This window comes from Sphingopyxis sp. (genome assembly GCF_016793825.1).
Lineage (GTDB): Bacteria > Pseudomonadota > Alphaproteobacteria > Sphingomonadales > Sphingomonadaceae > Sphingopyxis.
The window spans coordinates 1-24,772 of record NZ_JAEULM010000042.1; the positions used below are offsets into that span (position 1 = coordinate 1).

At 66.4% G+C, this 24,772-nt stretch carries 24 protein-coding genes and 1 pseudogene; 20 read left to right on the plus strand and 5 right to left on the minus strand.

The window, feature by feature from the left end; all coding sequences use genetic code 11:
• Positions 1–572: 572 nt before the first annotated feature.
• From JNM03_RS12225 to JNM03_RS12255, 7 genes are read left to right on the plus strand one after another with little or no spacing between them, the layout of a single operon-like run.
• Entirely contained in the window at positions 573–1,313 is a 741-nt protein-coding gene (locus JNM03_RS12225; protein ID WP_294036941.1) for an AcvB/VirJ family lysyl-phosphatidylglycerol hydrolase, read from the plus strand.
• Between the two features lies 1 nt (position 1,314).
• Entirely contained in the window at positions 1,315–1,710 is a 396-nt protein-coding gene (locus JNM03_RS12230; protein ID WP_294036943.1) for a DUF2147 domain-containing protein, read from the plus strand.
• Positions 1,707–4,316 (plus strand): bifunctional lysylphosphatidylglycerol flippase/synthetase MprF, encoded by a 2,610-nt coding sequence (gene mprF / locus JNM03_RS12235; RefSeq protein ID WP_294036944.1) that lies wholly within the window; start codon positions 1,707–1,709, stop codon positions 4,314–4,316. Before JNM03_RS12230 ends, mprF begins: the two co-directional genes overlap by 4 nt.
• The gene (locus tag JNM03_RS12240; protein ID WP_294036945.1) at positions 4,316–4,738 is read left to right on the plus strand and encodes a PDZ domain-containing protein; all 423 of its coding nucleotides are present in this window, start codon (positions 4,316–4,318) and stop codon (positions 4,736–4,738) included. The genes mprF and JNM03_RS12240 overlap by 1 nt, the downstream gene beginning before the upstream one ends.
• Positions 4,707–5,393, plus strand: coding sequence for a response regulator transcription factor (locus tag JNM03_RS12245; protein WP_294036947.1), 687 nt, complete (start codon positions 4,707–4,709; stop codon positions 5,391–5,393). The genes JNM03_RS12240 and JNM03_RS12245 overlap by 32 nt, the downstream gene beginning before the upstream one ends.
• Before the next feature lie 4 nt (positions 5,394–5,397).
• Positions 5,398–6,768 carry a HAMP domain-containing sensor histidine kinase gene (locus JNM03_RS12250; RefSeq protein ID WP_294036949.1) on the plus strand — a complete coding sequence of 457 codons (1,371 nt, stop codon included), beginning with the start codon at positions 5,398–5,400 and terminating at the stop codon, positions 6,766–6,768.
• Between the two features lie 58 nt (positions 6,769–6,826).
• Positions 6,827–7,513 (plus strand): LuxR C-terminal-related transcriptional regulator, encoded by a 687-nt coding sequence (locus tag JNM03_RS12255; RefSeq protein WP_294036951.1) that lies wholly within the window; start codon positions 6,827–6,829, stop codon positions 7,511–7,513.
• A 130-nt stretch (positions 7,514–7,643) separates the two neighbouring features.
• Here the strand turns inward: JNM03_RS12255 and JNM03_RS12260 are convergent, their stop codons facing one another.
• Positions 7,644–8,690, minus strand: a complete 1,047-nt coding sequence (locus tag JNM03_RS12260) for an ACP S-malonyltransferase (protein ID WP_294036953.1) — start codon at positions 8,688–8,690, stop codon at positions 7,644–7,646.
• Positions 8,687–10,894 carry a thiamine pyrophosphate-dependent enzyme gene (locus JNM03_RS12265; protein WP_294036955.1) on the minus strand — a complete coding sequence of 736 codons (2,208 nt, stop codon included), beginning with the start codon at positions 10,892–10,894 and terminating at the stop codon, positions 8,687–8,689. The genes JNM03_RS12260 and JNM03_RS12265 overlap by 4 nt, the downstream gene beginning before the upstream one ends.
• A gap of 175 nt (positions 10,895–11,069) precedes the next feature.
• Here JNM03_RS12265 and JNM03_RS12270 point away from each other — a divergent pair, with 175 nt between their 5' ends.
• The 8 genes from JNM03_RS12270 to JNM03_RS12305 are packed head-to-tail and all read left to right on the plus strand — an operon-like array spanning position 11,070 to position 18,353.
• Positions 11,070–11,765: a DUF4129 domain-containing protein gene (locus tag JNM03_RS12270; RefSeq protein WP_294036956.1), complete on the plus strand. Its 696-nt coding sequence runs from the start codon at positions 11,070–11,072 to the stop codon at positions 11,763–11,765.
• Positions 11,702–12,997, plus strand: a complete 1,296-nt coding sequence (locus JNM03_RS12275; protein ID WP_294036957.1) for a DUF4350 domain-containing protein — start codon at positions 11,702–11,704, stop codon at positions 12,995–12,997. The genes JNM03_RS12270 and JNM03_RS12275 overlap by 64 nt, the downstream gene beginning before the upstream one ends.
• Positions 12,987–13,949: a MoxR family ATPase gene (locus JNM03_RS12280; RefSeq protein ID WP_294036958.1), complete on the plus strand. Its 963-nt coding sequence runs from the start codon at positions 12,987–12,989 to the stop codon at positions 13,947–13,949. The genes JNM03_RS12275 and JNM03_RS12280 overlap by 11 nt, the downstream gene beginning before the upstream one ends.
• Positions 13,946–15,262: a DUF58 domain-containing protein gene (locus JNM03_RS12285; protein ID WP_294036959.1), complete on the plus strand. Its 1,317-nt coding sequence runs from the start codon at positions 13,946–13,948 to the stop codon at positions 15,260–15,262. Before JNM03_RS12280 ends, JNM03_RS12285 begins: the two co-directional genes overlap by 4 nt.
• Positions 15,259–16,281, plus strand: a complete 1,023-nt coding sequence (locus tag JNM03_RS12290; RefSeq protein WP_294036961.1) for a stage II sporulation protein M — start codon at positions 15,259–15,261, stop codon at positions 16,279–16,281. The genes JNM03_RS12285 and JNM03_RS12290 overlap by 4 nt, the downstream gene beginning before the upstream one ends.
• Positions 16,278–17,144: an RDD family protein gene (locus JNM03_RS12295; RefSeq protein WP_294036963.1), complete on the plus strand. Its 867-nt coding sequence runs from the start codon at positions 16,278–16,280 to the stop codon at positions 17,142–17,144. The genes JNM03_RS12290 and JNM03_RS12295 overlap by 4 nt, the downstream gene beginning before the upstream one ends.
• Positions 17,131–17,841, plus strand: coding sequence for a nitroreductase (locus JNM03_RS12300; RefSeq protein WP_294036964.1), 711 nt, complete (start codon positions 17,131–17,133; stop codon positions 17,839–17,841). The genes JNM03_RS12295 and JNM03_RS12300 overlap by 14 nt, the downstream gene beginning before the upstream one ends.
• Before the next feature lie 2 nt (positions 17,842–17,843).
• Positions 17,844–18,353, plus strand: a complete 510-nt coding sequence (locus tag JNM03_RS12305) for a hypothetical protein (RefSeq protein ID WP_294036965.1) — start codon at positions 17,844–17,846, stop codon at positions 18,351–18,353.
• A 33-nt stretch (positions 18,354–18,386) separates the two neighbouring features.
• Here the strand turns inward: JNM03_RS12305 and JNM03_RS12310 are convergent, their stop codons facing one another.
• A complete protein-coding gene (locus tag JNM03_RS12310) occupies positions 18,387–18,821 on the minus strand; it encodes a hypothetical protein (RefSeq protein WP_294036967.1) in 435 nt (144 codons plus the stop codon).
• Between the two features lie 106 nt (positions 18,822–18,927).
• Between JNM03_RS12310 and gyrB the strand changes: the two genes are divergently transcribed.
• Both gyrB and JNM03_RS12320 read left to right on the plus strand, forming a co-directional pair.
• On the plus strand, positions 18,928–21,468 hold the full coding sequence (gene gyrB, locus JNM03_RS12315) for a DNA topoisomerase (ATP-hydrolyzing) subunit B (protein ID WP_294036968.1): 2,541 nt from the start codon (positions 18,928–18,930) through the stop codon (positions 21,466–21,468).
• Positions 21,469–21,557: 89 nt separating this feature from the next.
• The gene (locus JNM03_RS12320) at positions 21,558–21,932 is read left to right on the plus strand and encodes a septal ring lytic transglycosylase RlpA family protein (protein ID WP_294036970.1); all 375 of its coding nucleotides are present in this window, start codon (positions 21,558–21,560) and stop codon (positions 21,930–21,932) included.
• A 22-nt stretch (positions 21,933–21,954) separates the two neighbouring features.
• Here JNM03_RS12320 and JNM03_RS12325 read toward each other — a convergent pair.
• Positions 21,955–22,891: pseudogene (locus JNM03_RS12325) on the minus strand (glutaminase).
• Positions 22,892–23,088: 197 nt separating this feature from the next.
• On the opposite strand from JNM03_RS12325, the gene JNM03_RS12330 reads away from it, so the two are divergent.
• The 3 genes from JNM03_RS12330 to JNM03_RS12340 are packed head-to-tail and all read left to right on the plus strand — an operon-like array spanning position 23,089 to position 24,346.
• Positions 23,089–23,559 (plus strand): VOC family protein, encoded by a 471-nt coding sequence (locus JNM03_RS12330; RefSeq protein ID WP_294036971.1) that lies wholly within the window; start codon positions 23,089–23,091, stop codon positions 23,557–23,559.
• Positions 23,556–23,882 carry a helix-turn-helix transcriptional regulator gene (locus tag JNM03_RS12335; protein ID WP_294036972.1) on the plus strand — a complete coding sequence of 109 codons (327 nt, stop codon included), beginning with the start codon at positions 23,556–23,558 and terminating at the stop codon, positions 23,880–23,882. Before JNM03_RS12330 ends, JNM03_RS12335 begins: the two co-directional genes overlap by 4 nt.
• On the plus strand, positions 23,879–24,346 hold the full coding sequence (locus JNM03_RS12340; protein WP_294036974.1) for an SRPBCC domain-containing protein: 468 nt from the start codon (positions 23,879–23,881) through the stop codon (positions 24,344–24,346). The genes JNM03_RS12335 and JNM03_RS12340 overlap by 4 nt, the downstream gene beginning before the upstream one ends.
• Here the strand turns inward: JNM03_RS12340 and JNM03_RS12345 are convergent.
• Positions 24,343–24,747 (minus strand): hypothetical protein, encoded by a 405-nt coding sequence (locus JNM03_RS12345; RefSeq protein ID WP_294036975.1) that lies wholly within the window; start codon positions 24,745–24,747, stop codon positions 24,343–24,345. The two genes, JNM03_RS12340 and JNM03_RS12345, sit on opposite strands and share 4 nt — an antisense overlap.
• Between the last annotated feature and the right edge of the window lie 25 nt (positions 24,748–24,772).

Consider the following 24,772-nt stretch of genomic DNA (forward strand, 5'->3'; position numbering starts at 1 on the left):
GAACCACTGTCTCCACGATCAACATCCCGTTCTCGCCAACTGATCAAAACCAGTCGGCCGACTAAATCCCCGGGATGAAGGGGTCCTTTTTGCACGCCGATCACCCCACGAAGGGGGTGCCTATTGCACGCTGATCCTCAATCGTGAGTACACCCACTGAGTACACATGTGTGGTTTCAACCCGCATAAAATGGCAGAAAACCGTGGGCTTCTAGCCCCTCCGACCCCTCCCGTAGGGGTCACCAGCTTTTTCCCTTTGATACGGCTGGTTCGGCGCGCTGCGGTGATCGTCGGCGGAGGCCGTCGATCGTCTTGCCATATCCGGTAGGGGTTGCCCGACAAACCGGCCAGCTCTCGCAACGGGGGAGGGGAGAGCTGGCCGGATGCGGACTGGGTCGGACTGGCGGGTGCCGGGTTTCAGTCCTCACAGCCCTGGTCGGGTCGTCGAAGAGCCTGCGCTTTCGACCCGTCCTTTCTAGAGAAGCCTGCCCGTCCGGGGCATGACCGTCACATGACAAACTCGTAATCCGCGCGTCAGCTTGCGGTGACGCGGCAGCGGCTATGACGAAGCCATGACGAAGCGCACGACCGGCACCAGACTATCGCGCGGCACGACCGGGATTTTGCTCCTGTTGCTGATCCTGTTCGGCTGTGCGGCCTATTATGTGCACGCCGGCTATTATGGCCATGACATCTACCACGAGATTCCGGCCGCCGGCGCCGGGCCGACCCGGACGGCGATCGTCATGCTGTCGGGCGATATGGGCGACCGCGTCGGCATGACGCCCAAGGTCGCGGCCCGGCTCAACGCGCGCGGCCATGCGGTCGTGACGGTCAACAGCCTGTCCTATTTTTCGCCGCGCCGCACCGCCACCGAAGCGGCGGCCCTGATCGCGGGAGCCATCCACCGCGCCGAGGCGCTGGGAAAGACCGACCATGTCGTCCTTGTCGGCCAGTCGTTCGGCGCCGACATGCTGCACGCCGGCCTTGCCGAATTGCCGCCGGCCGCGCGCGCGAAGGTCCGGGCCGTGGTGCTGGTGGTGCCCGGACACGACATCATCTTTCGCGCATCGCCGGTCGAACTGGCCGGGTTCGAAACCCCCGACGCCCTGGCGCTGCCGACCGCGTCGCGACTCACATGGGCGCCGGTCACCTGCATCTGGGGAACCGCCGAGACGAACAGCCTTTGTCCCGAACTGAACCTGCCGAACGTCCGCAAGGTACCGCTGCCCGGCGGGCATCGGCTGGATTTCGACGACAAGGCGGTCGCCGAGGCGATCCTGACCGCGGTCGCGGCAACAGGGAGCAAATGAGATGAAGATGATAGCCCTCGCGCTGATGCTCGCCGCATCGACCAGCGCAATCCCCCAGCCCGCCCTGTCACCGATCGGGGTATGGCAGAATCCCAAGGGAACGCTGCGCGTTCGGACGCGGCTGTGCGGTGCCTTGCTGTGCGGCAACATCATCTGGGCCAGTCCCAAGGCGATGGCCGATGCGCGCGATGCCGGCGTATCGTCGCTGATCGGCACGGAATTGCTCAGCGACTATCAGCATAGCGGGACCGGCCGGTGGACCGGGCAGGTCTATGTTCCCGACCAGGGTCGTCGTTTCTATTCGACGATCGAGCAGAAGGGGCCGAACGACATCCGTATTTCGGGCTGTATCCTCGGCGGACTGCTCTGCAAGCGACAGGACTGGACGCGGCAATGACACGCCTGTTCGCCTGGGGCCGCGCGAACGGGCGGCTGCTGTCGATCCTCGCGGCGCTGATCGTCGCGGCGCTTGGTTTTTCGGCGCTGTTCGGGTTGCTCCATTCGGTCCGCCCGCACGCGATCCGCAAGGCCTTCGACGCGCTGTCGGTTGCGCAGGTCGCGGGTGCGCTGGGCCTGACGGCGACAAGTTATCTTCTGCTCACCCTCTACGACAGTTTCGCACTGCGGGTGATCGGGCGCTCGCTGCCCTGGCGCACCGCCGCGCTCGCCAGCTTCACCAGCTACACCCTCAGTCACAATCTGGGGCTCGCTCTCCTCACCGGCGGCTCGGCACGCTATCGCGTCTACCGCGGCGCCGGTCTGGGCGGGGGAGAGATCGGCAGCGTGATCGCGCTCGCCAGCCTCAGTTTCTGGAACGGCGTCATCCTGCTGGCCGGGATCGCGGCAGCCGTAAGCACGCAGATCCTGCCCTTCTTCGACTGGGGACTGTCGCTTCACTGGCTGCATGTCGCGGGGCTGGCGACGATCACCGTCTGCCTCATCCCCCTGCTGCTGCGCCATTTCGGCCTCGACGCGGTGGAGATCGGCGGCTGGCGGACCCCGCTTCCCGGCCCCGCCATGAGCGCATCGATGACGCTGGTGGCCGCGCTCGACCTCGCCGCAGCGAGCGCCGCTCTGTACATCCTGCTGCCGGCGCCGGACCCGGCGGCCTATCCGCTCTTCTTCCTCGGCTATGCGCTGGCGATCATCGCCGCGCTGATCAGCCATGTGCCGGGCGGGCTTGGCGTGTTCGAGGCGGTGGTCATCGCGACCGTTCCCGGCGACAAGGCGGAACTGCTCGCGGCGTTGCTGGCCTATCGCGTCATCTATTATCTGCTGCCCCTGCTCGTTGCGGCGCTGATGCTGGCCTGGCACGAAAGTCGCGCCTGGCATGCGCCGGCCCGCGAACTGGCGGTGGCGAGTCAGTCGCTGCTTCGCGAACTCGCACCGTCGCTGCTGGCCGCACTGGTCTTCGCCGGCGGGTTGATCCTGCTGCTGTCGGGGTCGACGCCGGCCGATGCGGCGCGGATGCACGACCTCAAGCATTTCCTTCCGTTGCCGTTCGTCGAGGCATCGCACCTTGCGGCGAGCCTCGCCGGCACCTTGCTGCTGTTTCTGGCACCGGGGCTGCTTCGCCGCCTCGACGGCGCGTTCCTGGCCACCCGCACGCTGATCGGCGCGGCGATCCTCTTTTCGCTGGCCAAGGGGTTCGATTATGAGGAAGCGCTGATCCTGAGCGGAATCGCCGCCGCGTTGCAGTGGAGTCGCCCCGCCTTTTATCGCAAGACCGCGCTGATCGACGCGCCGCTGTCGACCGGCTGGGTAGCGGCGGCGCTGACCGCCATCCTAGCCGCGACATTCGCTGGCTTCTTCGCATACAAGCATGTCGCCTACGACAGCAGTCTCTGGTGGCAGTTCAGCCTGCGCGGCGACGCGCCGCGCTTTCTTCGCGGGTTGTTCGGGATCGCGGTGTTGCTCGCGGGGCTGGCGCTGTGGCGGCTGTTCGCGCCGTCGGCGCGGCCCGACGGCCCCGCCGACGTCGGGTTCGACCAGCTCGAGCCCGCGCTCGCGCTGGCCGATCAGACCGACGCCTTTCTGGCATTCACTGGCGACAAGCGCTTTCTGCTCGCCGACGAAGGCGATGCCTTTCTGATGTATCGGACGCAGGGTGCGAACTGGATCGTGATGGGCGATCCGGTCGGCAACGAGGCGCGCTGGTCCGACCTGTTGTGGAAGCTGCGCGAAAAGGCCGATGCGGCGCAGGGGCGCATCCTGCTCTACCAGATCGGATCGCGCTGCTTGCCTTACGCGATCGACCTTGGCCTGGGGATCGTCAAATATGGCGAAGAAGCGCGCGTCGAACTCGCCGATTTCACGCTGGCGGGGCCGCAAGCCAAGTCGCTGCGCCATGCCGAACGGCGCGCGCTGCAGGAGGGAGCCACGTTCGCGATCCTCCCCGCCGCCGAGGTACCCACGCATATCGAGGAACTGCAAGCCGTTTCGGACGCCTGGCTGGCAGCCAAGAAGCAGCGCGAAAAGGCCTTCAGCCTCGGCAGTTTCGACCCCGCCTACATGGCGCATTTCCCCTGCGCCGTCGTACGGATAGCGGGGCGGATCGTCGCATTCGCGAACATCCTCGCGACGCCGAACCGGACCGAAATGTCCGTCGATCTGATGCGCCACGACACGATACCCTATGGCGTGATGGATTTTCTGTTCATCCGGTTGATGGAACATGCCCGCACCGAAGGCTATCGCCGCTTCACGCTGGGCATCGCCCCCCTCTCGGGCATCGACGGCCACAAACTTGCCCCCGCATGGGCGCGCGGCGCCGCCTTCGTCTTCCGCCACGGCGAGATGCTGTACGGGTTCGAGGGTTTGCGAAGCTACAAGGCGAAATTCGCGACCCATTGGGAACCGCGTTACATCGCGGGTCCGCGCGGGATGGCGTTCGCGCAGGGCATGGCCGCAGTTCACCATATCGTCAGCCGTCCGCCCGCAAGGCGAAAAGCCGCGGCGCCTGCCCTCACGCTCCCTCTCGCGCCCGCTCTCACGCTCGCCTGATGACCGTCGTGCGCCTCCGTCCGATGCCTCCCGCCGGTGCGATGCTGCTGTTGATGGCGGCGGTGGTCGCGCTTGCGGCGCATCTGGCGGCGGCCCCGCATGCACCCTCGGGCGAGCAGATCCCGGGGCTGACCTACGAAGCCGAACGTGCGACACCGCACGCGCCGCTCGCGCTGGTCGTGACCAGCGTGCAGGACGGCAGCGCGGCGGCGAAAGCCGACATCGCGGCGGGAGATGTCATCGACGGTATCGACGGCCGGCCGATCGCTTCGGTTTCGTCGGTTGCACGCGCGGTGCGGGGGGATGCACACAAGGGGGTGCTCCTGCATATTCGCCATGCGGGCGAGAGCCGCTATAAGCATCTTCCCGCCCATCACACCCAGGAGCCGCATGTCGCAGAAAATACTCGTCGTCGAGGATGATCCGACCACCGCGGACTTCATCGTCAAGAGCCTGACCGGCGAAGGATTCGTCGTGGATCACGCGCCCGACGGGCGTGACGGACTGTTCCACGCAACCGACGGCAGCTATGACGCGATCATCCTCGACCGGATGCTGCCCGGCATGGACGGAATGGCCGTGCTCGCAGCGCTCCGCGCGGCGAAGGTCGCGACCCCGGTCATCATCCTCTCGAACCTCGGGGCCGTCGATGCCCGCGTCGAGGGGCTGACATCGGGCGCGAACGATTATCTGGTCAAGCCCTTCGCCTTTTCCGAGCTGCTCGCGCGGCTGAAGCTGCTGCTCGCGAAGCCCTCGGGCGGCACGCAGGTCGAAACCATGCTGGCCTGCGAAGACCTGGAAATGAACCTGCTCAGCCGGCGCGTGACGCGCGCGGGCAAGCGGATCGACCTGCAGCCGCGCGAATTTCGCCTCCTCGAATATCTCCTCCGCCACAAGGAACAGGTGGTCACGCGCACAATGATGCTCGAGGGGGTGTGGGAATATCATTTCGATCCGGGCACCAACGTCGTCGATGTCCATGTCAGCCGGCTGCGGCGCAAGGTCGACGACGGCTTCGACAAACCGCTGGTCCACACGATCCGCGGCGCAGGCTATATGCTCGGCAAGACGGATTGAGATCGTGAAGCGGGGGTTCTTTCAGTCGACGACGGTTCGCCTCGCGCTGGCGCTGCTGCTCGTCCAGGTCGCGGCGCTCGCGCTTGGGCTGGCGGTAATCCACCGCTTCACCGAGGCGACGATCCTGTCCGATGCGCGCACCGCCGCCGAGGTCGCGCGCGACGACTTCGCCGAGGAATATCGGCAGGAGGGTGAGGCCGGGCTGGTGCGCGCGATCCGCGACCGGCTGACGGTCCGCGACGACCGGAATTTCGTCGTCCTTCTCAAAGGCCCGAACAGCCAGGCGATCGCGGGCAATCTGGCGCAATGGCCGGCGACAGTCGGCGATGCCGAACGCTGGCGCCGAATAAGCCTGTACCGCAAAGGCGGCCTGGCGGCCGAGGAGATGGGGATCGTGACAACCCGCCTCGATGCGGGCCGGGTCCTGCTGACCGGCGAAGTACTCGAAGCGCAGGCGCAGCTCACGCGCGCGAGTCAGGCGGCCTTTCTCTATGCGCTGGCCGCCGGGATTCTCCTCGCCGCGATCGTCGCCGGGGTCGCGGCATGGATCCTTGCCCGGCGCGTCGATGCCTTCGCCCGCGCCGCCTCCGCCATCGCGGGCGGCCAGCTCGACGCGCGGGTCGAACGCGACGAAACCGGCGATGCCTTCGACCGGCTGGGCACCTCGATCAACGCCATGCTCGATCGCATCGAAGCCCTCGTCGGCGAGCTGCGCATGGTGACCGATTCGATGGCGCACGACCTTCGATCGCCGGTCTCGCGGATGAAGGCGACACTCGAGCAGGCGCTCGGCCGCGCGCGCGAACCACAGGCCGTCGCCGCGCTCGCCGGCGCGATCGACGAGGCCGATGGGCTCCACCGCCTGCTCGACACCGCTCTCGAGATCAGCCGCGCCGAGGCGGGGATCGGGCGCGACCAGTTCGCACGCTTCGCGCTGGCTCCGCTGCTGGAGGATCTTGCCGAAGTCTATGGCCCGCTCGCGGAAGACGAAGGCTTTACGATATCGGTCGATGCGCCCCCCGACCTCGACGTTCTCGCCCATCGCGAAATGCTGCTCCGCGCCCTGTCGAACCTGATCGACAACGCGCTGAAATATGCGGAAGGCGGGTCGACGATCAAGCTGGCGGCGGCCTGGGAGGGCAGCACGATAGCCCTTGCCGTCGCCGACGACGGCCCTGGCATCGCCGAAGAGCGGATCGGCGAGGCCGCCAAGCGTTTCGTCCGGCTCGACCCCGCGCGGGCCGGCCCCGGCGCCGGGCTCGGCCTGTCGCTTGTCGAGACGATCGCCCACTTGCATGGTGGCACGATGGCCATCGGCCGCGCCGACCCGCACGGCATGGTGGTGACGCTGCGCCTGCCGATAGCTTCGGATTGACGCCGAAGCCGACAGGGTCTCGCTGGGAATCCCGGGCCGTCCCCGCCACGCTTGGCCCGTGATCGAAAACGGGGGCCATATCCATCTGATCCTGCCGGACGCCACCGAGCGTGCGGCCTGTTTTCGTGTCCTCGCCGAGGGCGGGGGGCGGATCGTGCGAAGCTTTGCCAGCGCCGACGCCTGGTTCGAAGCGCGCGCCGATGCTGATTGTGCGATCCTGCTGTTCCATTGGCGCCAGCCGGGAAAGCAGGACGGCGCGGCATTGCTCGATCGCATCGGCGGGCGAGCCGACGTCACCGCCTTTGTCGCCGCGGACCATCTTTCGATCGCGGAAACCCGCCTGATCCTGCGCGGCGGAGCGCACGATCTGCTGCCCGCGCCGCTCGACCCGCGCCTTGTCCGTCGGACGATCGACGCCGCGATGACGAGTTGGCAGGTGCGACAGATCGCGCGGGCGCAACACCGCGAGGCCGAGCTGCGCCTCGCGACGCTGACCCCTCGCGAACGCGACATACTGGATGCCATCGCCGCCGGACTCGGCAACAAGGCCATCGCACGGCGACTGGACCTCAGCCCCCGCACGGTCGAGGTTCACCGTGCGAACATCATGCGCCGCGCCGGCGCCACGAGCGTGGCCGAGCTGCTGCGCCTGCGCTTCACTGTCGAACTCGCCGACGACAACCCTGTCCATTTCGGTGCAGGAAGGCCGGCTCCGACCGCCGGGGATCGCGCAACGATGCTATAAGGGAAGCGAACGGACCCGTGCCTTTGAGTTGGTCCCCATCGGCGCACCCGTTCGCATTCGCGGCCATCCCCACCTGGCCGCGATTCCCAACCGGGCCGGCGGAGGATGTTCCACTTCCGTCGGCCCCACCCTATCCGGTGACGAGGGCGCGTTGCTCGGCACGGGCCATGGACAACAGGATCGGGTCGGACACCTGCCGCGCCGCGAAGTCGGCCTTGCTTGCGATCCCCTGCCACTCGATCCCGATCAGCGACTGGGCGATCGCCCCGCCAAGCGTATCGCCGGGGCCGGGCAGAATGAGGACGTCAGGCGCAAATTCCCTGACCGCGACCTGCACCGAGCGCGCGAAGTCATAGGCCGCGAGAATCTGGTGACCGAACGTATAGTCCCGGATGGCGTCGGGATCGGACGCGAAACGGCGCCAGATATGGCCGCGCCCGTCAACCATCGGGATCGTCGGCCGGCCGAACAGCGAGACAGGCAGTTCGGCCATCGCCTTGTCCGAGCTTCCGAACATCAGCGGGGTGTGAAAGGGTCCATGGCCCGCGAGGCGCAGCGGATCGCGGCCGGGCGTCGGCGGCGTTTCGGCAAGCATCGCCGCAAGACCTTCCTCGTTGCCGGCAAGGACGAGCATGCCGGCGAGGTCGATCGAGAGCGCCAGCGCGTGCCCCGGGCGCGACCCGATGTCGGCGACAAGACCGAACAGCGCCTCGCGCAGACCGGGGACAGGACGCCACTCCTCATCGACCACCTGCAGCAATATCTGCCCGCCCGGGCCATGCGTCTGGCTGTTGAGTCCCATCGCGTTGCTGATCCGGAAACCGTCCGCGACCGATACCGCACCGCCGAGTGCAAGCGCGCTGTACCAGCCCATCGAATTGCCGGCGACCGCGACCACGTCGAACCGTTCGCGGTCGATGCTCAGATAATCGAGTGCCGTGGCCGCATAGATCAGCGGCGCCGCGACATCGCCGCGCATATGCGTGGCGACGCTGAACCGTTCGGCGCCGTCGAGTTCGGTGACCGTCGGCTGGCCGCGTTCGGCGCGCTGCGCGTCGAAGTTCGCAATGACGTCGGCGAAGCGGGCACCATGCAACCGCGCGATGCTGCCGAGTTCGCCCTTGCCATAGGTTCCGCGCCCCGGCGCGACGACGAGCGCGGTCTTGCGGTCGCTCATGCCAGAAGCTCCTTCGCCGCCGCGACGATGCTGTCGCGGCTCGGCAGCGTCAGCGTCGCCGCCTTGCCCAGCGGGATGAAGCTGTCGTCGGCGGCGATGCGCGCGAGCTTCTTGTCCGGGGTGCGTTCGACGAACGTCGCCATCAGCGCTTCGCTCTGCGACCCCGTGATCCGGCATTCGTCGACGATCAGGATGCGTTTCGCGTCGCCGACCGCTGCCACCAGTGCGTCGTCATCGACCGGCCCAAGCCAGCGCAGGTCGATCACGCGCGCCTTCACGCCATCGGCGGCCAGCAGCTTTTCGGCCTGGCGCGAGAGATAGTAGCCGTTGCCATAGCTGACGATCGCAAGGTCGCTGCCGTCGCCATGGACCCCGACGTCGCCGAGGCGGATCGGGGCGCCTTCGCCCGGCGCCTCATAGACGCTGGTCCACAGCCCATCGCCTTCCGCGTGGAGGTCGCGGGTCATGTAGAGCGCGATCGGTTCGACGAAGACGACCACCCGCTGTTCCTCGCGCGCAAGCCGCACGCATTCGCGGAGCATATGCACCGCGTCACGCCCGTTCGACGGCACCGCGAGGATCACCCCCGGAATGTCGCGGAACACCGCCAGGCTGTTGTCGTTGTGAAAATGGCCGCCAAAGCCCTTCTGATAACCGAGCCCCGCGATGCGAATCACCATCGGGTTGGTATATTGGCCGTTCGAGAAGAAGCTGAGCGTCGCCGCCTCACCGCGGATCTGATCCTCGGCATTGTGGACATAGGCGAGGAACTGGATCTCGGGCATCGGGACAAAGCCATTGTGCGCCATACCGATCGCCAGCCCGAGGATCGCCTGTTCGTCGAGCAGCGTATTGACGACGCGCGCCGACCCGAACCGCTGGTGGAGTTTCGCGGTAACATTGTAGACGCCGCCCTTCGGCCCGACATCCTCGCCCGCGACGATGATTTCCTCGTGCGCGAGGAGCAGGTCGGCCAGCGCCCAGCTTAGCAGCCGCGCCATATGCATCGGCTTGTCCATCTGCCCGACGTCGCTCCCGAACATTGCCGTGCGCTCTTCGGCAGCCGGGGTATTGGCGCGCGTCATTTCGCGTTTCGGCGGGACGAGGCTGTCCATCACATGCGCTGCCGTGGTGATCTTCGGGCGCAGGATCGCGGCCTCGGCCTGCCGCGCCAGCGTCGCGCCGATCTCTTCATAGGCTTCGGCGATCTCGGCGGGCGACATCCAGCCCTGCTCCGCCATCAGGGCGGCACCGGCAAGCAGCGGATCGCGCTTTTCATCGGCCTCGATAAGCGCCTTCGGAAGATAGGCCCCCTGTACGTCGGATCCCGCGTGACCATAGAGGCGGACGGTGGCCATATGCAGGAAAACCGGCTTGCGCGTACGCCGCGCATAGTCGGCGGCTTCCTTTGCACCGGCATAGGCCGCCGCGAGGTCGGTGCCGTCGCACTTGATGTAATGCAGCCCCGCGCGGTGGCGGAACTGCGCCTCGATCCAGCCCGTGGGCGTGCGGGTCGAGATGCCGATGCCATTATCCTCGCAGAGGAAGATCAGCGGCATCGGCGAGCCCTGGAACGCCGCCCAGCCCGCCGTGTTGAACGCACCCTGCGCGGTCGAATGGTTGGCCGACGCATCACCGAAGCTTGTCAGCACCACGGCATCGTCGGGCAGCGGCAAATCCCTGCGCCCCAGACGGCGCGCGATGCCGATCGAGAAGGCCGCGCCGACGGCCTTGGGCAGATGCGAGGCGATCGTCGAGGTTTGCGGCGGAATATTGAGGGGCAGGGAGCCGATCACCTTGTGCCGCCCGCCGGAGATCGGGTCTTCGCTCGACGCGGCAAAGCTCAGCAGCATGTCCCAGGTCGCGGTCTCGCCGGGCAACTGACGGGCGCGGTGCAGTTGAAAGGCGTTCGAACGATAATGGAGAAATGCCATGTCGGTGACGCGCAGCGCCGCGGCGACCGCGGCATTGCCTTCATGCCCCGACGAACCGATCGTGTAAAAGCCCTCGCCGCGGGCTTGCAGGTGGCGCGACAACCGATCCATCTGGCGGCTGGTCAGTTGCGAGAGGAAAATATCGGTGGCCTCGCCGCGCGACAGGCCGACGGCCGCGGGGTCGGGAGCGTCGGGGTTGCGGTCCAGCGATCCGCTCGCCAGCGCAGCGAGGAATTTTTCATGTACTGCCTGCGCCGCGTCCACCGCCATCCTCCGTCCGTTCGGGCATCCGGTTACATGCGCAACCATCCACCCAGGTGATGCGCGCGCTAGAACGGGGCCGTTCGGCGCGCAAGCCTCTCTTGCCCTCTTCTCTTGCCTTCTCGCGCCGCCTCGCGCTACCACCTTTCCCGATGACGACGCGGGGCCGGGCACTCTTTTCGACATGATGTCGCTGTGGATCGCCCAGGCGTCGGTTGCGGCCGGCGTATCGACACCGGACGAGAGCAGCGGCTGGCTCATCGACCCCGAACTCGCGGGACCGGGCTATAGCCAGACGATCGCGGGCGGCGAAATCCAGACGAGCTTCCCGCCGCCGCCACCGCCGCCCAAGACGCCGGACTGGGATTTCGGCTGGCTGCGCGACTTCGTCGAATGGAGCGCACCGGCGCTGAAGCCGCTCGCATGGATCGGGGCGGCCGTCCTGCTGCTCATCATCCTCTATCATTTCGTGCCGGCCTTCGCCGACTGGATCGATACCATCCGTTTCGGCCGCAAGCGGGGCGAGGGCGAGCCGGAAATCTTCGGCGAAGCCGAGGCCGGCCGCGCGCGCGCGCGGCTTGCCGATGCCGACGCGCTCGCCGCCGCGGGCCGCTTTGCCGAAGCGATCCATCTCCTTCTCTATCGCAGCGTCGACGATATCGAGACCCGCCGCCCCGGACTCGTCCGCCCGGCGATGACATCGCGCGAACTGGCGGAAGCGCACGACCTGCCCGCGGTCGCGCGTACCGCGTTCAGCCGAATCGCCGGCGCGGTCGAGATCAGCCTGTTCGGAGGGCGCATGATCGACGAACATGCATGGACCGAATGCCGCAGCGCCTATGCCGCGCTGACCGTGCCGCAGAACTGGGCGCGCGCGTGACCGACCGGCCGTCCGACACCGGCAGCTTCAACCCGCTGCTCATCGCGGGGGTCGTCGTGGTCGGCATCATTGCCTTCATCGCACTCTGGGCGCTGATCGCGCTCGGCCCTCAGCTTTCGAGCGGCAACGATGGCGGCGGCCATGCGCTGTCGAAGGCCGCACCCGGCTATGCCGGGATTGTCGACCTGCTCGAACGGTCCGGCGCCAGCGTCGATCTTCGCCGCCGCGAGGGCAAGGATGCCTATCCGGACGAGAAAGTGCTGCTGATCCTGACGCCGACGCACCGTACCAAGCCGGAAGAGTTGACCCGGCTGCTCGAAGGTGCGGCGGGCAGACCCGTGCTCGTCGTGCTTCCGAAGTGGGAAACGATGCGTCTCCCCGGGCAGTCGGTCAAACCGGGCTGGGCCGGAATCGGCGTCCCCGTACCGCCGTCCGCCGAGCTGATGCCCGAACGATATTTCGGCAAGGTGCGCTTTCGCGCGCCGCGCGCGAAGGCGCAGTCCGTGGCCGCAGAGGTCGCGGGACGGCCGTTTTCGGCCTATCTTCCCGGCGATGCGCACACAATCGAAAGCGACGCGCTCGTTCCCCTGATCGCGGGCGCAAACGGCGGGGCGGTACTGGCGATCGCGAAGGAGCATGATATCTATGTGCTCGCCGACCCCGACCTTGTCAGCAACCTCGCCTTTTCCTCGCGCGACCGGGCCGAGGCGGCGGCGCTGCTGATCGACGCGGTGGCGGAGGACGCCGACGCCGATGCGTTGGCGTTCGACCTGACGCTCAACGGTTTCGGCAGCCAGCGTTCGCTGCTGCGCTTTGCTTTCGTCCCGCCCTTCATCGGCATCACCCTCTGTCTGATCGCGGCAGGGCTGCTCGCGCTGTGGCAGGCATGGATGCGGTTCGGTCCGCCGCTGAAGCCGCAGCGCGCAATCCCGATCTCGAAAGCGGCGCTGATCGCAAACAGCGCCGACCTGATCCGGCAAGCGCGCCGCGAACTCGACGGCGCCGAAGCCTATGTCCACAGCCAGCGCCTCGCCATCGCGCGACGGTTGCACGCGCCCGGCGGCCTCGACGCCGCGGCGACCGACGCCTGGATCGACAGACGCGTCAAACCGGGCGGCAATCTTTTCTCGACAATCGCGCGGCGGCTGCCGCTGGCGCGCAACAGACACGAGTTCTTGAGCGACGCGCAGGCGCTGCACGACATCAGAAAGGAATTATTGCGTGACGGCTGACATCGATAGCGTGAAGGCGCTGGGCGCCGCGATCGAGGGCGAAGTCGCCAAGGTCGTGTTCGGCCAGGGGCCGCTGACCCGCATGGTGACGATCGCGCTGCTTGCGGGCGGCCATGTGCTGCTCGAAGGCCCGCCGGGAACCGCAAAGACCCTGCTCGCCCAGGCCTTCGCCCGCGCCGTCGCCCTGGATTTCGGGCGCATCCAGTTTACCCCCGACCTGATGCCCGGCGACATATTGGGATCGAACCTCTTCAACTTCCAGACGTCGAGCTTTACCCTCACCAAGGGGCCGATCTTCACCGAGCTGCTGCTGGCCGACGAAATCAACCGCACCCCGCCCAAGACGCAGGCCGCGCTGCTCGAGGCGATGCAGGAACGGCGCGTGACGGTGGGCGGCGAGTCGCATGTCATGAGCCCGCGCTTTACCGTGCTGGCAACGCAGAATCCGATCGAGCAGCAGGGCGTCTATCCGCTGCCCGAGGCGCAGCTCGACCGCTTCCTCTTCAAGCTGGTGGTCGACTATCCCGACGCCGCCGAGGAACGGCGCATCGTCGCCGACCATGGCGGGCGCTTCAAAAGCCCCGTGGTCGCCGATTTCGGCGTCGCGCAGATCACCGACGCCAAGGCGATCGGTGCGGCGATCGACATCATCGCATCGGTGCGGCTTGCCGAAGAGGTGGTCGATTATATCGTCCGCCTGATCCGATCGACGCGCGCCAGCGCCGACCTTGAATGCGGCGCCAGCCCGCGCGCCGCGACGATGCTCGCCCGCGCCGCCTGCGCCGCCGCCGCGCTCGAAGGCCGCGATTATGTGATTCCCGATGACGTCCAGCGCCTTGCCGCCGGGGTGCTGCGGCATCGCGTCATCCTGTCGCCCGCGGCCGAGATCGAGGGGCGCAACGTCGAACAGGTGATCGCCGACCTGGTCGAGCGCGAGGACGTGCCGCGTTGATCTATCCCACCCGCCGCGCGATCTATTTGCTGTTGCTGGGTGCCCCCGTGGCGCTGGCGCTTGGGCTGCTGCGACCCGAACTGTGGGTGGTCGCGCCGGCGTGGATCGCGCTGCTGCTTTTCGGCCTGCTGTTCGATGCGATGCTGGGCGCCAGTCCGCGCCGCCTCGCGCTCGACGCACAGGTCCCGCACCAGGTCGGGGTCGGCGATCCCTTCGACCTCCGGCTGGCGGCAACCGGCCGATCGGTACCGCGCCGCGCGGAAATTGCGCTGTCGCTCGACGAGCGGTTCGCGCCGGGCGGGCGGTTGGCGCACGATATGGTGAAGGCGTCCGACGCCGATGCACTGGTCCGCACGCTCCCTCTCGCAGCATCGCGCCGGGGACAGGCGACGATCGATGCGTTGTGGATGCGGTGGGCAGGGCCGCTCGGTCTCGTGTGGAAACAGCGCCGATTCGCGCTTGACCGGGCGATCGCAGTAGTCCCCAGCCTGCGCGCCGTCACCGAAGAAGGCAGCCGCCTGTTCCAGCGCAATAGCTGGTTCGGCCTGCGCCAGCAGCAATTGCGCGGCGAGGGGAGCGAATATGAAGCGCTGGCCGAATATCAGGCGGGGATGGATCGCCGCTCGATCGACTGGAATGCGTCGGCGCGACACGTCAAGCTGCTCGCGAAGGAATATCGCGTCGAACGCGACAATCGCGTCGTGCTGGCGATCGATGCCGGGCGCACGATGGCCGAACCGGTGGGCGGGATGCCGCGCGTCGACCGCGCCGTGTCGGCGGCGCTGCTGCTGGCCTATGCAGGGTTGAAGCTCGGCGACCGGATCAGCTTCTTTTCGTTCGCCGCGAAACCGCAGGCCCTGACTCCGGCCTATATGAATATCCAGGATTTCCCGGCGTTGCAGCGCGCGGCGAGCAAGATCGACTATGCGCCGGTCGAAAGCAATTTCACTCTCGCGCTGATGACCCTGTCGGCCGAACTCAACCGACGGTCGCTGATCATCCTGTTCACCGAATTCACCGACGCGACGAGCGCCGACCTGATGATCCGCGCCGCCGGACGACTGGTGAAGAAGCACCGTCTGCTTTTCGTCGTGATCCGCGACGAGGAAGCCGAGGAGGAGGAGCGGCGCCGCCCCGATAGCGCCGCCGATATCACGCGGTCGAACGTCGCCGCCGCCTTGCTGCGCGACCGCCAGCTCGTGATCGCGCGGCTGCAGCGGCTGGGGGCGGATGTCCTCGAAGTACCGCCCGACGCGATGGGCGCGGGCGTCGTCGAGGCCTATCTCGGTATCAAGCGGGCCGGCAGCCTGTGAGCGCCGCCGAGCTTCCCTCCTTTTCGACCAGCCGCTTTCGCGATGAACGCGAGGCCGACTGGATCGCGTTCGACCTGCTGTTGACCAAGCTTGAAAAACGAGGGGCGAAGGCTTTGACGAGCGAGGAATTGCTCGAACTGCCGATCCTTTATCGCGCGACACTGTCCTCGCTGTCGATCGCGCGCGCGACCAGCCTCGACAAGGCGCTGCTCGACCATCTCGAAGCGCTCTCGATTCGCGGCTATTTCCTCGTCTACGGCGTTCGCGAGACGCGCTGGAGCCGCACCCGCCGTTTCTTCCTCTATGACTGGCCCGCCGCCGTACGGGCGGTATGGAAGGAAACGGCGATCATCGCGCTGATCATCGCGCTGGGCGCGCTGACGAGCTGGTCGCTCGTCGCCCATAACCCCGAATGGTATTTCAATTTCGTCCCCGAAGGACTGTCGGGCGGCCGCGATCCGCGCGCGAGCGTGGAATTCCTGCAGTCGACGATCGGTCATGGCAAGGCGGCGGCAGGCGGCGAGGAAGAGAGCGCGCTCCACATGTTCGCGGCTTTCCTGTTCACGCACAACAGCGGCGTGTCGATCATGTCCTTCGCGCTCGGCTTTGCGTTCGGGGTACCGACGATGATGCTCGAATATTATCAGGGTATCAGCCTTGGCGCGATGCTCGCGGTTTTCACCGGCAAGGGGTTGGGGGTCGATTTCGGCGGCTGGCTGTTCATTCACGGCACCACGGAGCTGTTTGCCGCCGCCCTGTCGGGCGCGGCGGGACTGCGCATCGGCACCGCGGTGGTGTTTCCCGGCGCGCGCGGAAGGCTGGAAGCGGCGTCGGATGCGGGACGGACCGCCGGCAAGGTCATGGTCGGGGTCATCCTGATGCTGCTTGTCGCCGGACTCCTCGAAGGATTCGGGCGCCAGCTCATCACCGACACGCTCTTTCGCTATGGCATCGGTACGCTGATGCTGTTGTTCTGGCTCGCCTATTATTATGTTCCCCGACGCGAGGACGTCGCATGAGCGCCGCGACCAACGCCAAGGCCCGCAACGCGCAATCGAAGAAGATCCGCCAGTTCATCACGCCGGAGGGCGTCGACCTGCAGCTTCGGATCGCGAGTTCGGGATTGCGGCTGGGCGCGCTGATCGTCGACCTGATTCTGATCGCCGCCGCCCTCTTTGCCTTTTCGCTCTTCATGCTCTGGATCGGCGCGGCTGGAAGCGGGGACGTTGCCTTCACCGTCTGGATGCTCGGCTTCTTCATGCTGCGGACCTTCTGGTTCATCGGCTTCGAACTCGGTTCGCGCGCCGCAACGCCGGGCAAACGGTTGATGGGCATCCGCGTCGTCGCGCGCGACGGTGGCCGGCTGACCGCCGATGCGGTGGTCGCGCGCAACCTGATCCGCGAACTTGAACTGTTCCTGCCCCTGATGATGATCGGCAACGGTGCATCGGAGGATATGGTATCGGGCTGGACGGTCCTTGCGGGCGTCATCTGGTCGCTGACGCTCAGCCTGTTCCTGCTGTTCAACCGCGACCGGATGCGGATGGGCGACCTGATCGCCGGAACCTGGGTCGTGATGGCGCAGCGCGCCAAGCTCGACAGCGACATCGCCGCCACGCAGGATGCGCAGGCTATACTGTTCAGCGACGCCGAACTGTCGGTCTATGGCATTTTCGAACTGCAGGAACTCGAACGTGTCCTGCGCGGCCGCGATGCGCGGGCGATGCGCGAGGTTGCCGACACGATCCGCGCCAAGATCGGCCGCCCCGTTGCCGAAGAGGATGACGTCTTTCTGCTTTCCTATTACCGGCAGCTCAAGGCCCGGCTGGAACGTGGCCTGCTGTTCGGGAAAAGACGAGAGGACAAATATGCCAGCGAATGACGCACCTTCGGCTTCTCCGGTCGGCCTGTCGGTCACCGATGCACTGCACCGGCGCCGTTCGGTACGCGCCTTTACCGGCGAAGCGGTCGATCCGGCCATCCTGAAGACGGTCTTTGCCAACGCGCAGCGCGCGCCGTCGGGCGGCAATCTCCAGCCATGGCAGGCGACCGTACTGGCCGGCGCGCCGTGGCAGCGCATGAAGGATGCGGTCGCCGCGCGGATCGCGATGGGGCGCGAGGGACGGCAGGCAGAATATGACATCTATCCCAAGGGGTTGACCGACCCGTGGGAGAGTCGTCGTTTCGGCGTCGGCGAGGCGCTGTACGCCTCGCTGGGGATTCCGCGCGAGAACAAGGCCGGACGTCTCACTCAATTCATGGACAATTACAAAGGGTTCGGCGCACCGGTAATGCTTTTTCTGCATTGTTCGCGCATCATGGGCCCGCCGCAATGGTCGGACATGGGAATGTGGCTGCAATCGGTGATGCTGCTGCTCGTCGAACATGGACTGGCCAGTTGCCCGCAGGAATGCTGGGCGATGTACGGGCAGACGGTGCGCGAAACGCTGGCACTCGGCGAGGACCAGATTCTCTTCGCCGGGCTGGCGATCGGTCATCCCGACGAAGACGCCGCGGTGAATCAATGGCCCGTCGCGCGTGTCGGGCTCGAAGAGGTGATCGATTGGCAGGGCTTTTGAGCATGACAGAGAGGCGACAGTCGTCCCGATATGGCCTCGCGTTGCCGATGGCGCTGGCGCTGGCGAGCTGCACCGCGGTGCCGACCCCCACGCCGCCGCCGGCGCCTCGACAGACTCCGACACCCACGCCCACCCCCGCGCCGGCCCCGACGCCCGCCGGATCGTGGGAAGACCGTCCCGTCGACCATGGCGCGTGGCGCTATGACGCGGGCAGCCGCACTGCCAGCTTCGTCCAGACCGGCAATCCCGGCCCGCTGCTGACCATGGCGTGCAGCGGCGGAACCATTCGCCTGACATCCGTCCTCGAAGGCCCGGTCGCGCTGCGCACCAGCGCCGGCACCGACCAGATCCGGTTCGACGGCGGCGCGGCAAGCGTGCCGAGCCGCGACATCCGCCTCGACCGCATCGCCTTCAGCCGCGGACGTTTCGCGCTTGAAGCGCCGGGTGGCAGCGGATTGACGCTACCGGTGCAATCGGAAATCGGCCGCGTGATCGAGGATTGCCGGGGCTGACATCCCCCTGCCGCCGGCGGCGTATTTGCGACTTCAGCCGCCGAGCTGGACCGACCCGCCCTTGATCCAGCCCCAGCGGCACGGACCCTGATACTCGCGGGCATTCTGCACCGCCTTGCCGACGCCGCACATGTCTTCGTCCGTACCGGGCGCCGAAAAGACGATCCCGAACCAGGCATCGTCGTCGGTCGCCTCGCACACCGAGACTTTCGCCCCGCCGGCGATTTTCGCCTTTATCGCGCGCGTCTCGCCGGGCGCCCAATAGACGTCGGTGCCGCCGGCCCTGACGCGGCTGATGCTCGAACAGGCGGGCAGGCTCGCGCCCTCGGTGCCGATCATCACCGCGCGCGTCGCGAGCGGTTCACCCGCGAGGGCAGGGGCATTGTCGGCGGGCGGCGCGGGCTGGCTGCACGCGGCGAGCGAAGCGATCAGGAGGGCAGCGACGGGGGTCGGGAGACGATGTTTCATGCCCCGAAACTAGCCGCCGCGCCGTCCGGGCGCAACGGGCCTTCCAAAAGCCGTGCAAAGCGCATTTTCGCTTGGGTTTTACGGCCTCCGACCCTATATAATCGATATGACAGACACCCCCGAGAACAGCGCGCCCGAAAGCGCCTCCAAACAGCCCAACACCAACGCCTATGGCGCCGATTCGATCAAGGTCCTGAAGGGCCTCGACGCGGTGCGCAAGCGGCCGGGCATGTACATCGGCGACACCGACGACGGGTCGGGCCTGCATCACATGGTGTTCGAAGTTTCGGACAATGCGATCGACGAGGCGCTCGCGGGACATTGCGACCTGGTGCTGATCACGCTCAACAGCGACGGGTCGGTGAGCGTCGAGGACAATGGGCGCGGCATCCCGACCGGTATTCACGCCGAGGAAGGCATTTCGGCGGCCGAGGTCATCATGACCCAGCTCCACGCCGGGGGCAAGTTCGAGAATACGAGCGACGACAATGCCTACAAGGTGTCGGGCGGCCTCCACGGCGTCGGCGTCAGTGTCGTCAACGCGCTGTCCGAGTGGCTCGAGCTCACGATCTGGCGCGATGGCCAGGAACATTGGATGCGCTTCGAACATGGCGATTCGGTCGCCCCGCTCAAGATCACCGGCCCCGCGCCTGCCGGCAAGAAGGGCACGCGCGTCACCTTCTCTGCCTCGACCGACACGTTCAAGAATGTCCTCGAGTTCGATTTCGAGAAGCTGGAGCATCGCTATCGCGAGTTGGCATTCCTGAACTCCGGCGTCCGGATCAAGCTGGTCGATGCGCGCCATGCGGAGCATGTCGTCCATGACCTGTTCTATGAGGGCGGGATCGCGGCGTTCGTCAAATATCTGGATCGCAACAAGAACGCGCTGTTGCCCGATCCGATCGCGATCAGCAGCGAACGCGACGGGATCGGCATCGATGTCGCGCTGGAGTGGAACGACAGCTATTACGAAAACGTCCTCTGCTTCACCAACAACATCCCGCAGCGCGACGGCGGCACTCACCTGGCGGCGTTTCGCGCCGCGTTGACGCGCACGCTCAACGGCTATGGCGAAAAGTCGGGGATGCTGAAGAAGGAAAAGGTCTCCCTGACCGGGGAGGACATGCGCGAGGGGCTGACCGCAATCGTCTCGGTCAAGCTGCCCGATCCGAAGTTCAGCAGCCAGACCAAGGACAAGCTTGTTTCGTCCGAAGTCCGCCAGCCGCTCGAAAGCCTGATGGCCGATCGGATGACCGAATGGCTGGAGGAAAATCCGGCCCACGCCAAAATCGTGATCCAGAAGGTGATCGACGCCGCAGCGGCGCGCGAAGCCGCGAAGAAGGCCCGCGAACTCACCCGCCGCAAGGGTGCGATGGACATTGCGTCGCTGCCCGGCAAGCTTGCCGATTGCCAGGAGCGCGACCCCGCCAAGTGCGAACTTTTCCTGGTCGAGGGTGATTCGGCAGGCGGATCGGCGAAACAGGGCCGCGACCGGCATGTGCAGGCGATCCTGCCGCTGAAGGGCAAGATCCTGAACGTCGAGCGGGCCCGCTTCGACCGCATCATCTCGTCGAAGGAGGTCGGGACGCTGATCCAGGCGCTCGGCACCGGGATCCGCGACGAATTCAACCTCGAAAAGCTGCGCTATCACAAGATCGTGATCATGACCGACGCCGACGTCGACGGCGCGCACATCCGCACGCTGCTGCTCACCTTCTTCTATCGCCAGATGCCCGAGATCATCGAGGGCGGCCATCTCTACATCGCGCAGCCGCCGCTCTACAAGGTCGCGAAAGGACGAAGCGAAGTCTATCTCAAGGACGACGCGGCGCTTGAAAATTACCTCGTCGATGCGGGCATCGACGCGCTGGTGCTGGAGACGCCGGGAGGCGCCCGCTCGGGCAACGATCTGCGCGACCTCATCGAGCATGGCCGGCGCCTTCGCGCCCTGATGCGCTATGTGCCGCGCAGCCTCGATCACGGCCTGATCGAAGCGCTCGCCTTTGCAGGGGCGCTCGATCCCGAGCTGGATACCGCCGGTCGCCACAGCGCGGCGGCGACCTCCGCCGCCTGGCTCAACGCCGCGGAGCAGGCCCTGACGGGTGCCGCCGAGGCCGTGTGGACCGTCGAAGCGGTCGAAGGCGGCGGCTATACGCTCGAGCGCCGCTGGCGCGGCGTCAGCGACCATCACGCCATCGATGCCGCTTTCCTCGCCAGCCAGGAAGCACGCCGCCTCCACAAGCTGGCGAGCGAGCAGGTCGACACCTATGGGAGGCCCGGCCGCCTCGTCAAAGCGAGCAACCTGCCTGTCGAGGTCGAGACGCCGCAGGGCGAGGATGAAGACGTTCCCGTGGCGGCGAGCGTCAAGGCGAACCCCGTCACGCGCCCGTCGGAACTGCTCGACGCGATTTTCGCGCATAGTCGCAAGGGGCTTTCGATCAGCCGTTACAAGGGGCTGGGCGAAATGAACGCCGAACAGCTTTGGGAAACGACGCTCGACCCGTCGAATCGCTCTCTGCTGCGCGTCAGGACCGAGCAGGCCGACGTGGCCGACAGCATCTTCGAGCAGCTGATGGGCGACGAGGTCGAGCCGCGGCGCGACTTCATTCAGACCAATGCGCTGAGCGTCGCCAACCTCGACGTCTGATCGCGGAATCGAACCGGCACGACGCGGACGGCTTGAACAAGCTCGTCCGCGCCGCCTAGGGACGCGCACCCACAGGGGGAGGCGAAAACATGCGGCGCTTGATGGCGATGGCCCTGCCGCTGCTGCTGGCGATGCCGGCAGTTGCGCAAGAGCAGGGCAGCGACGACACCGAGATCGCGAGCGGGATGGCGAGCTATTATGGCCGCGAACTCGCCGGAAACCGGACCGCCAGCGGCGAAGCTTTCGATCCCGATGATTTCACCTGCGCGCACCGAACGCTGCCGTTCGGTACCAAGCTTCGCGTCACCAATCTCGCGAACGGGCAGAGCGTCGTGGTGCGGGTCAACGATCGCGGGCCATGGGGTCGCGGCCGCGTCATCGATATTTCGCAGGCTGCGGCCAAGGAAATCGGCATGCACCGCAGCGGCACCGCAAAGGTCAGCGTGGCGCTTTTGGAAGACTGATCGACGCGGCCCCGCCCGCGCTTCAGCCGGCCTTCGAATCGAATACCGACCAGCCCGCCGCATAGGCGAAATGTTCCAGCGCGATCGAGCCTACGAGCGAGGTTCCAGCCTCGGTAAGGCCGGGCGACCAGACCGCGAGCGATCCCTGCCCCGGCGCGATGCACAATATACCGCCACCGACGCCGCTCTTGCCCGGCAGACCGACGCGAAAGGCGAATTCGCCCGAATTGTCGTAATGGCCGCACAGCATCATGATCGCGTTGATCCGGCGCGCGCGATGCGGCTTGATCAGTTGTTCGCCGGTCAGCGGATCGCGGCCTTCCATCGCGAGGAACAGCCCGGCCCGCGCAAGCTGGCGGCAGTTCATGGCGATCGCGCACTGGCGGAAATAGACACCCAGCGTCGTTTCGACGGGGTGCCGAAGATTGTCGAACGCTTTCATGAAATAGCCGAGACTGCGGTTGCGCGCGCCCGTTTGCGATTCGGACGAGGCAACGTCCGGATCGATAGCCACGCTGTCGTCCCCGGCGCGCGCGCAGAAAGGTCAGGATTTCATCGACCGTCGCGTCGCCGTCGCGCCCGTCGATCAGCCGGTCGGTCGTCGCGATCGCACCTGCGTTGATCAGCGGATTGCGCGGGATGCCCCCTTCGCTTTCAAGCTGGACGATCGAGTTGAACGCGCTGCCCGACGGTTCGCGCCCGACGCTGTCCCAGAGCGAACTGCCAAGGCGGCGGAGCGCGAGGGCCAGTGTGAAGACTTTCGAGACCGACTGGATCGAAAAGGCCATGTCGCTATCGCCGGCCGTATGGACGGTCCCATCGGGCAGGGCCAGCGCAAAGCCGAAATGGTTGGGGTCCACCTTGGCGAGTGCCGGGATATAGTCGGCGACCTTGCCCTTTCCGCGGTTCGGCAACGCGACTTCATAGGCTTCGGCGACGCAGCGGGCGAGATCGGTCATGCGATGGACGTATCGCAGGATCGCTCGCCAATGAAGCCCCTCCCTCGTCATTCCGGCAGAGGCCCGATTTCATCGGCGAGGTTTGTCGACAGGCCGGGATCAGGGCTTTCACCGGGCCGACGCGCCGCGAACTATTTTCATTTTTCGGAAAATATTATAGGCTGGAGAAATCAACTTGTCGACTCGGGAGACGGAACATGGCGGATCATCGCGCAAAGGGACTGTCGAGCGCTCTTTGTTACAAGGACAGCAAGGCGGCGTTCCGCTGGCTGGAAGAAGCGTTCGGGTTCGAACCGATCTTCGTGCTGCTCGACGAGCAGGGCAATCTTGCGCATAGCGAGATGGGCTATGGCGCTTCGACGCTGATGGTCGGAAACGAATGGTCGGACGATCATCGTAGCCCCGCGAACCTTGGTGGCAAGAACAGCCAGACGGTGCATGTCCAGCTCGACTCCGGCGAGGATATCGACGCTCATTGCGAAAGGGCTCGTGCCGCCGGGGCCGAGATCATCGCCGAACCCGAAACGCAATTTTATGGCGACCGCACCTATCGCGCCCGGGACCCTGAGGGCCATATCTGGACCTTTGGCGTGACCGTCGCGGTGAAGACGGCCGAAGAATGGGACGCCGAGGGCGGTTTCACGACCAAGACCCGGCTCGACGATTGAGCGCGGCCGTCGACCGCATTCTCGGCGCGCTCGCCGACCCGGTGCGACGGCGCGCGATCGACCTGCTGCGTGCGCGGCCACACAGCGCCGGCGAGCTCGCCGCCGCACTGGATCTCGCTCCCCCGGCCATGAGCCGGCACCTGCGCGCGCTGAAGGACGGCGGCCTGGTCGAGGATGGCCATCCCTCTTTCGATGCGCGCGTCCGCATTTACAGCCTGAAGGACGGTGCGACCGACGAGCTCAGGCGCTGGCTCGCCGAAACCGAGGCGCTGTGGGCGCATCAGCTTTCAAGCTTCAAGCATCATGTCGAAGGCGACGAATGAGCGCGGCGGTCATCGTCGCCCTGCGCGTCGCCGCCTCGCCCGAGGTCGCATTCGCGGCCTTCACCGAGGGCATCGGGCGGTGGTGGAAGAGCCATCCGCTCTTTCCGCTCTCACCCAAGGGCGATGGCGCGCTGCGCTTTGATCCCGCCGGGCCGGGCGGCCGCCTCGTCACGCGCTTCGACGATGGCGAAGAATGGGAAATCGGGCCCGTGCGCGACTGGCAGCCCGGCGAGCGGCTCGCCTTCGGCTGGCGCGTTCCGAGCTTTGCCCCGGATCAGGCAACCGAAGTCGAGGTGCGGTTCGAACGGGTCGGCGCGGAAACGCGCGTCACCGTGGAACATCGCGGCTGGGATGGCATTCCGCGGCAGCATGCCGCGCGCCACGGATTCGACCTGATGCTATTCCAGCGACGGCTGGGCGAACATTGGCGGTGCCTGCTCGGAAGGATATCCGAAACCCTCTAGTTCGGCGTCCGCTGCATCTCTTCGATCTTCTTGTCGACCAGCGCGAAGACGTCGGGATTCTGGTCGCGGATCAGGTCGCAATCGGCCATGTTCGACGAAAACATCCTGATGTCATTCCCTTTCGCGAGGGCGGATTCGACAAGGCCTCTCACCCTGTCGGTCTCGGCCTTCATCAGCGGCTTCAGACTGTCCGCCGTCAAGCTGTCGGTAGCGTCGGCTTCTGCGGAATAGTGCATCAGGACATAGAATTGCAGGAAGCGATACGACATCAGCGCGGACGCTTCGCTGCCTTCGTCGACGTAATCGCCCATTACGCTGTAGAGCGCCGCGCAGCCCGAAAGATCATCGATGCTTACCGCCTCGTTGTCCTGCCCGACCACCGCAGCTGGTAGTGCAAGCAACAAGGCAGCCCCTGCCCCCATCCAT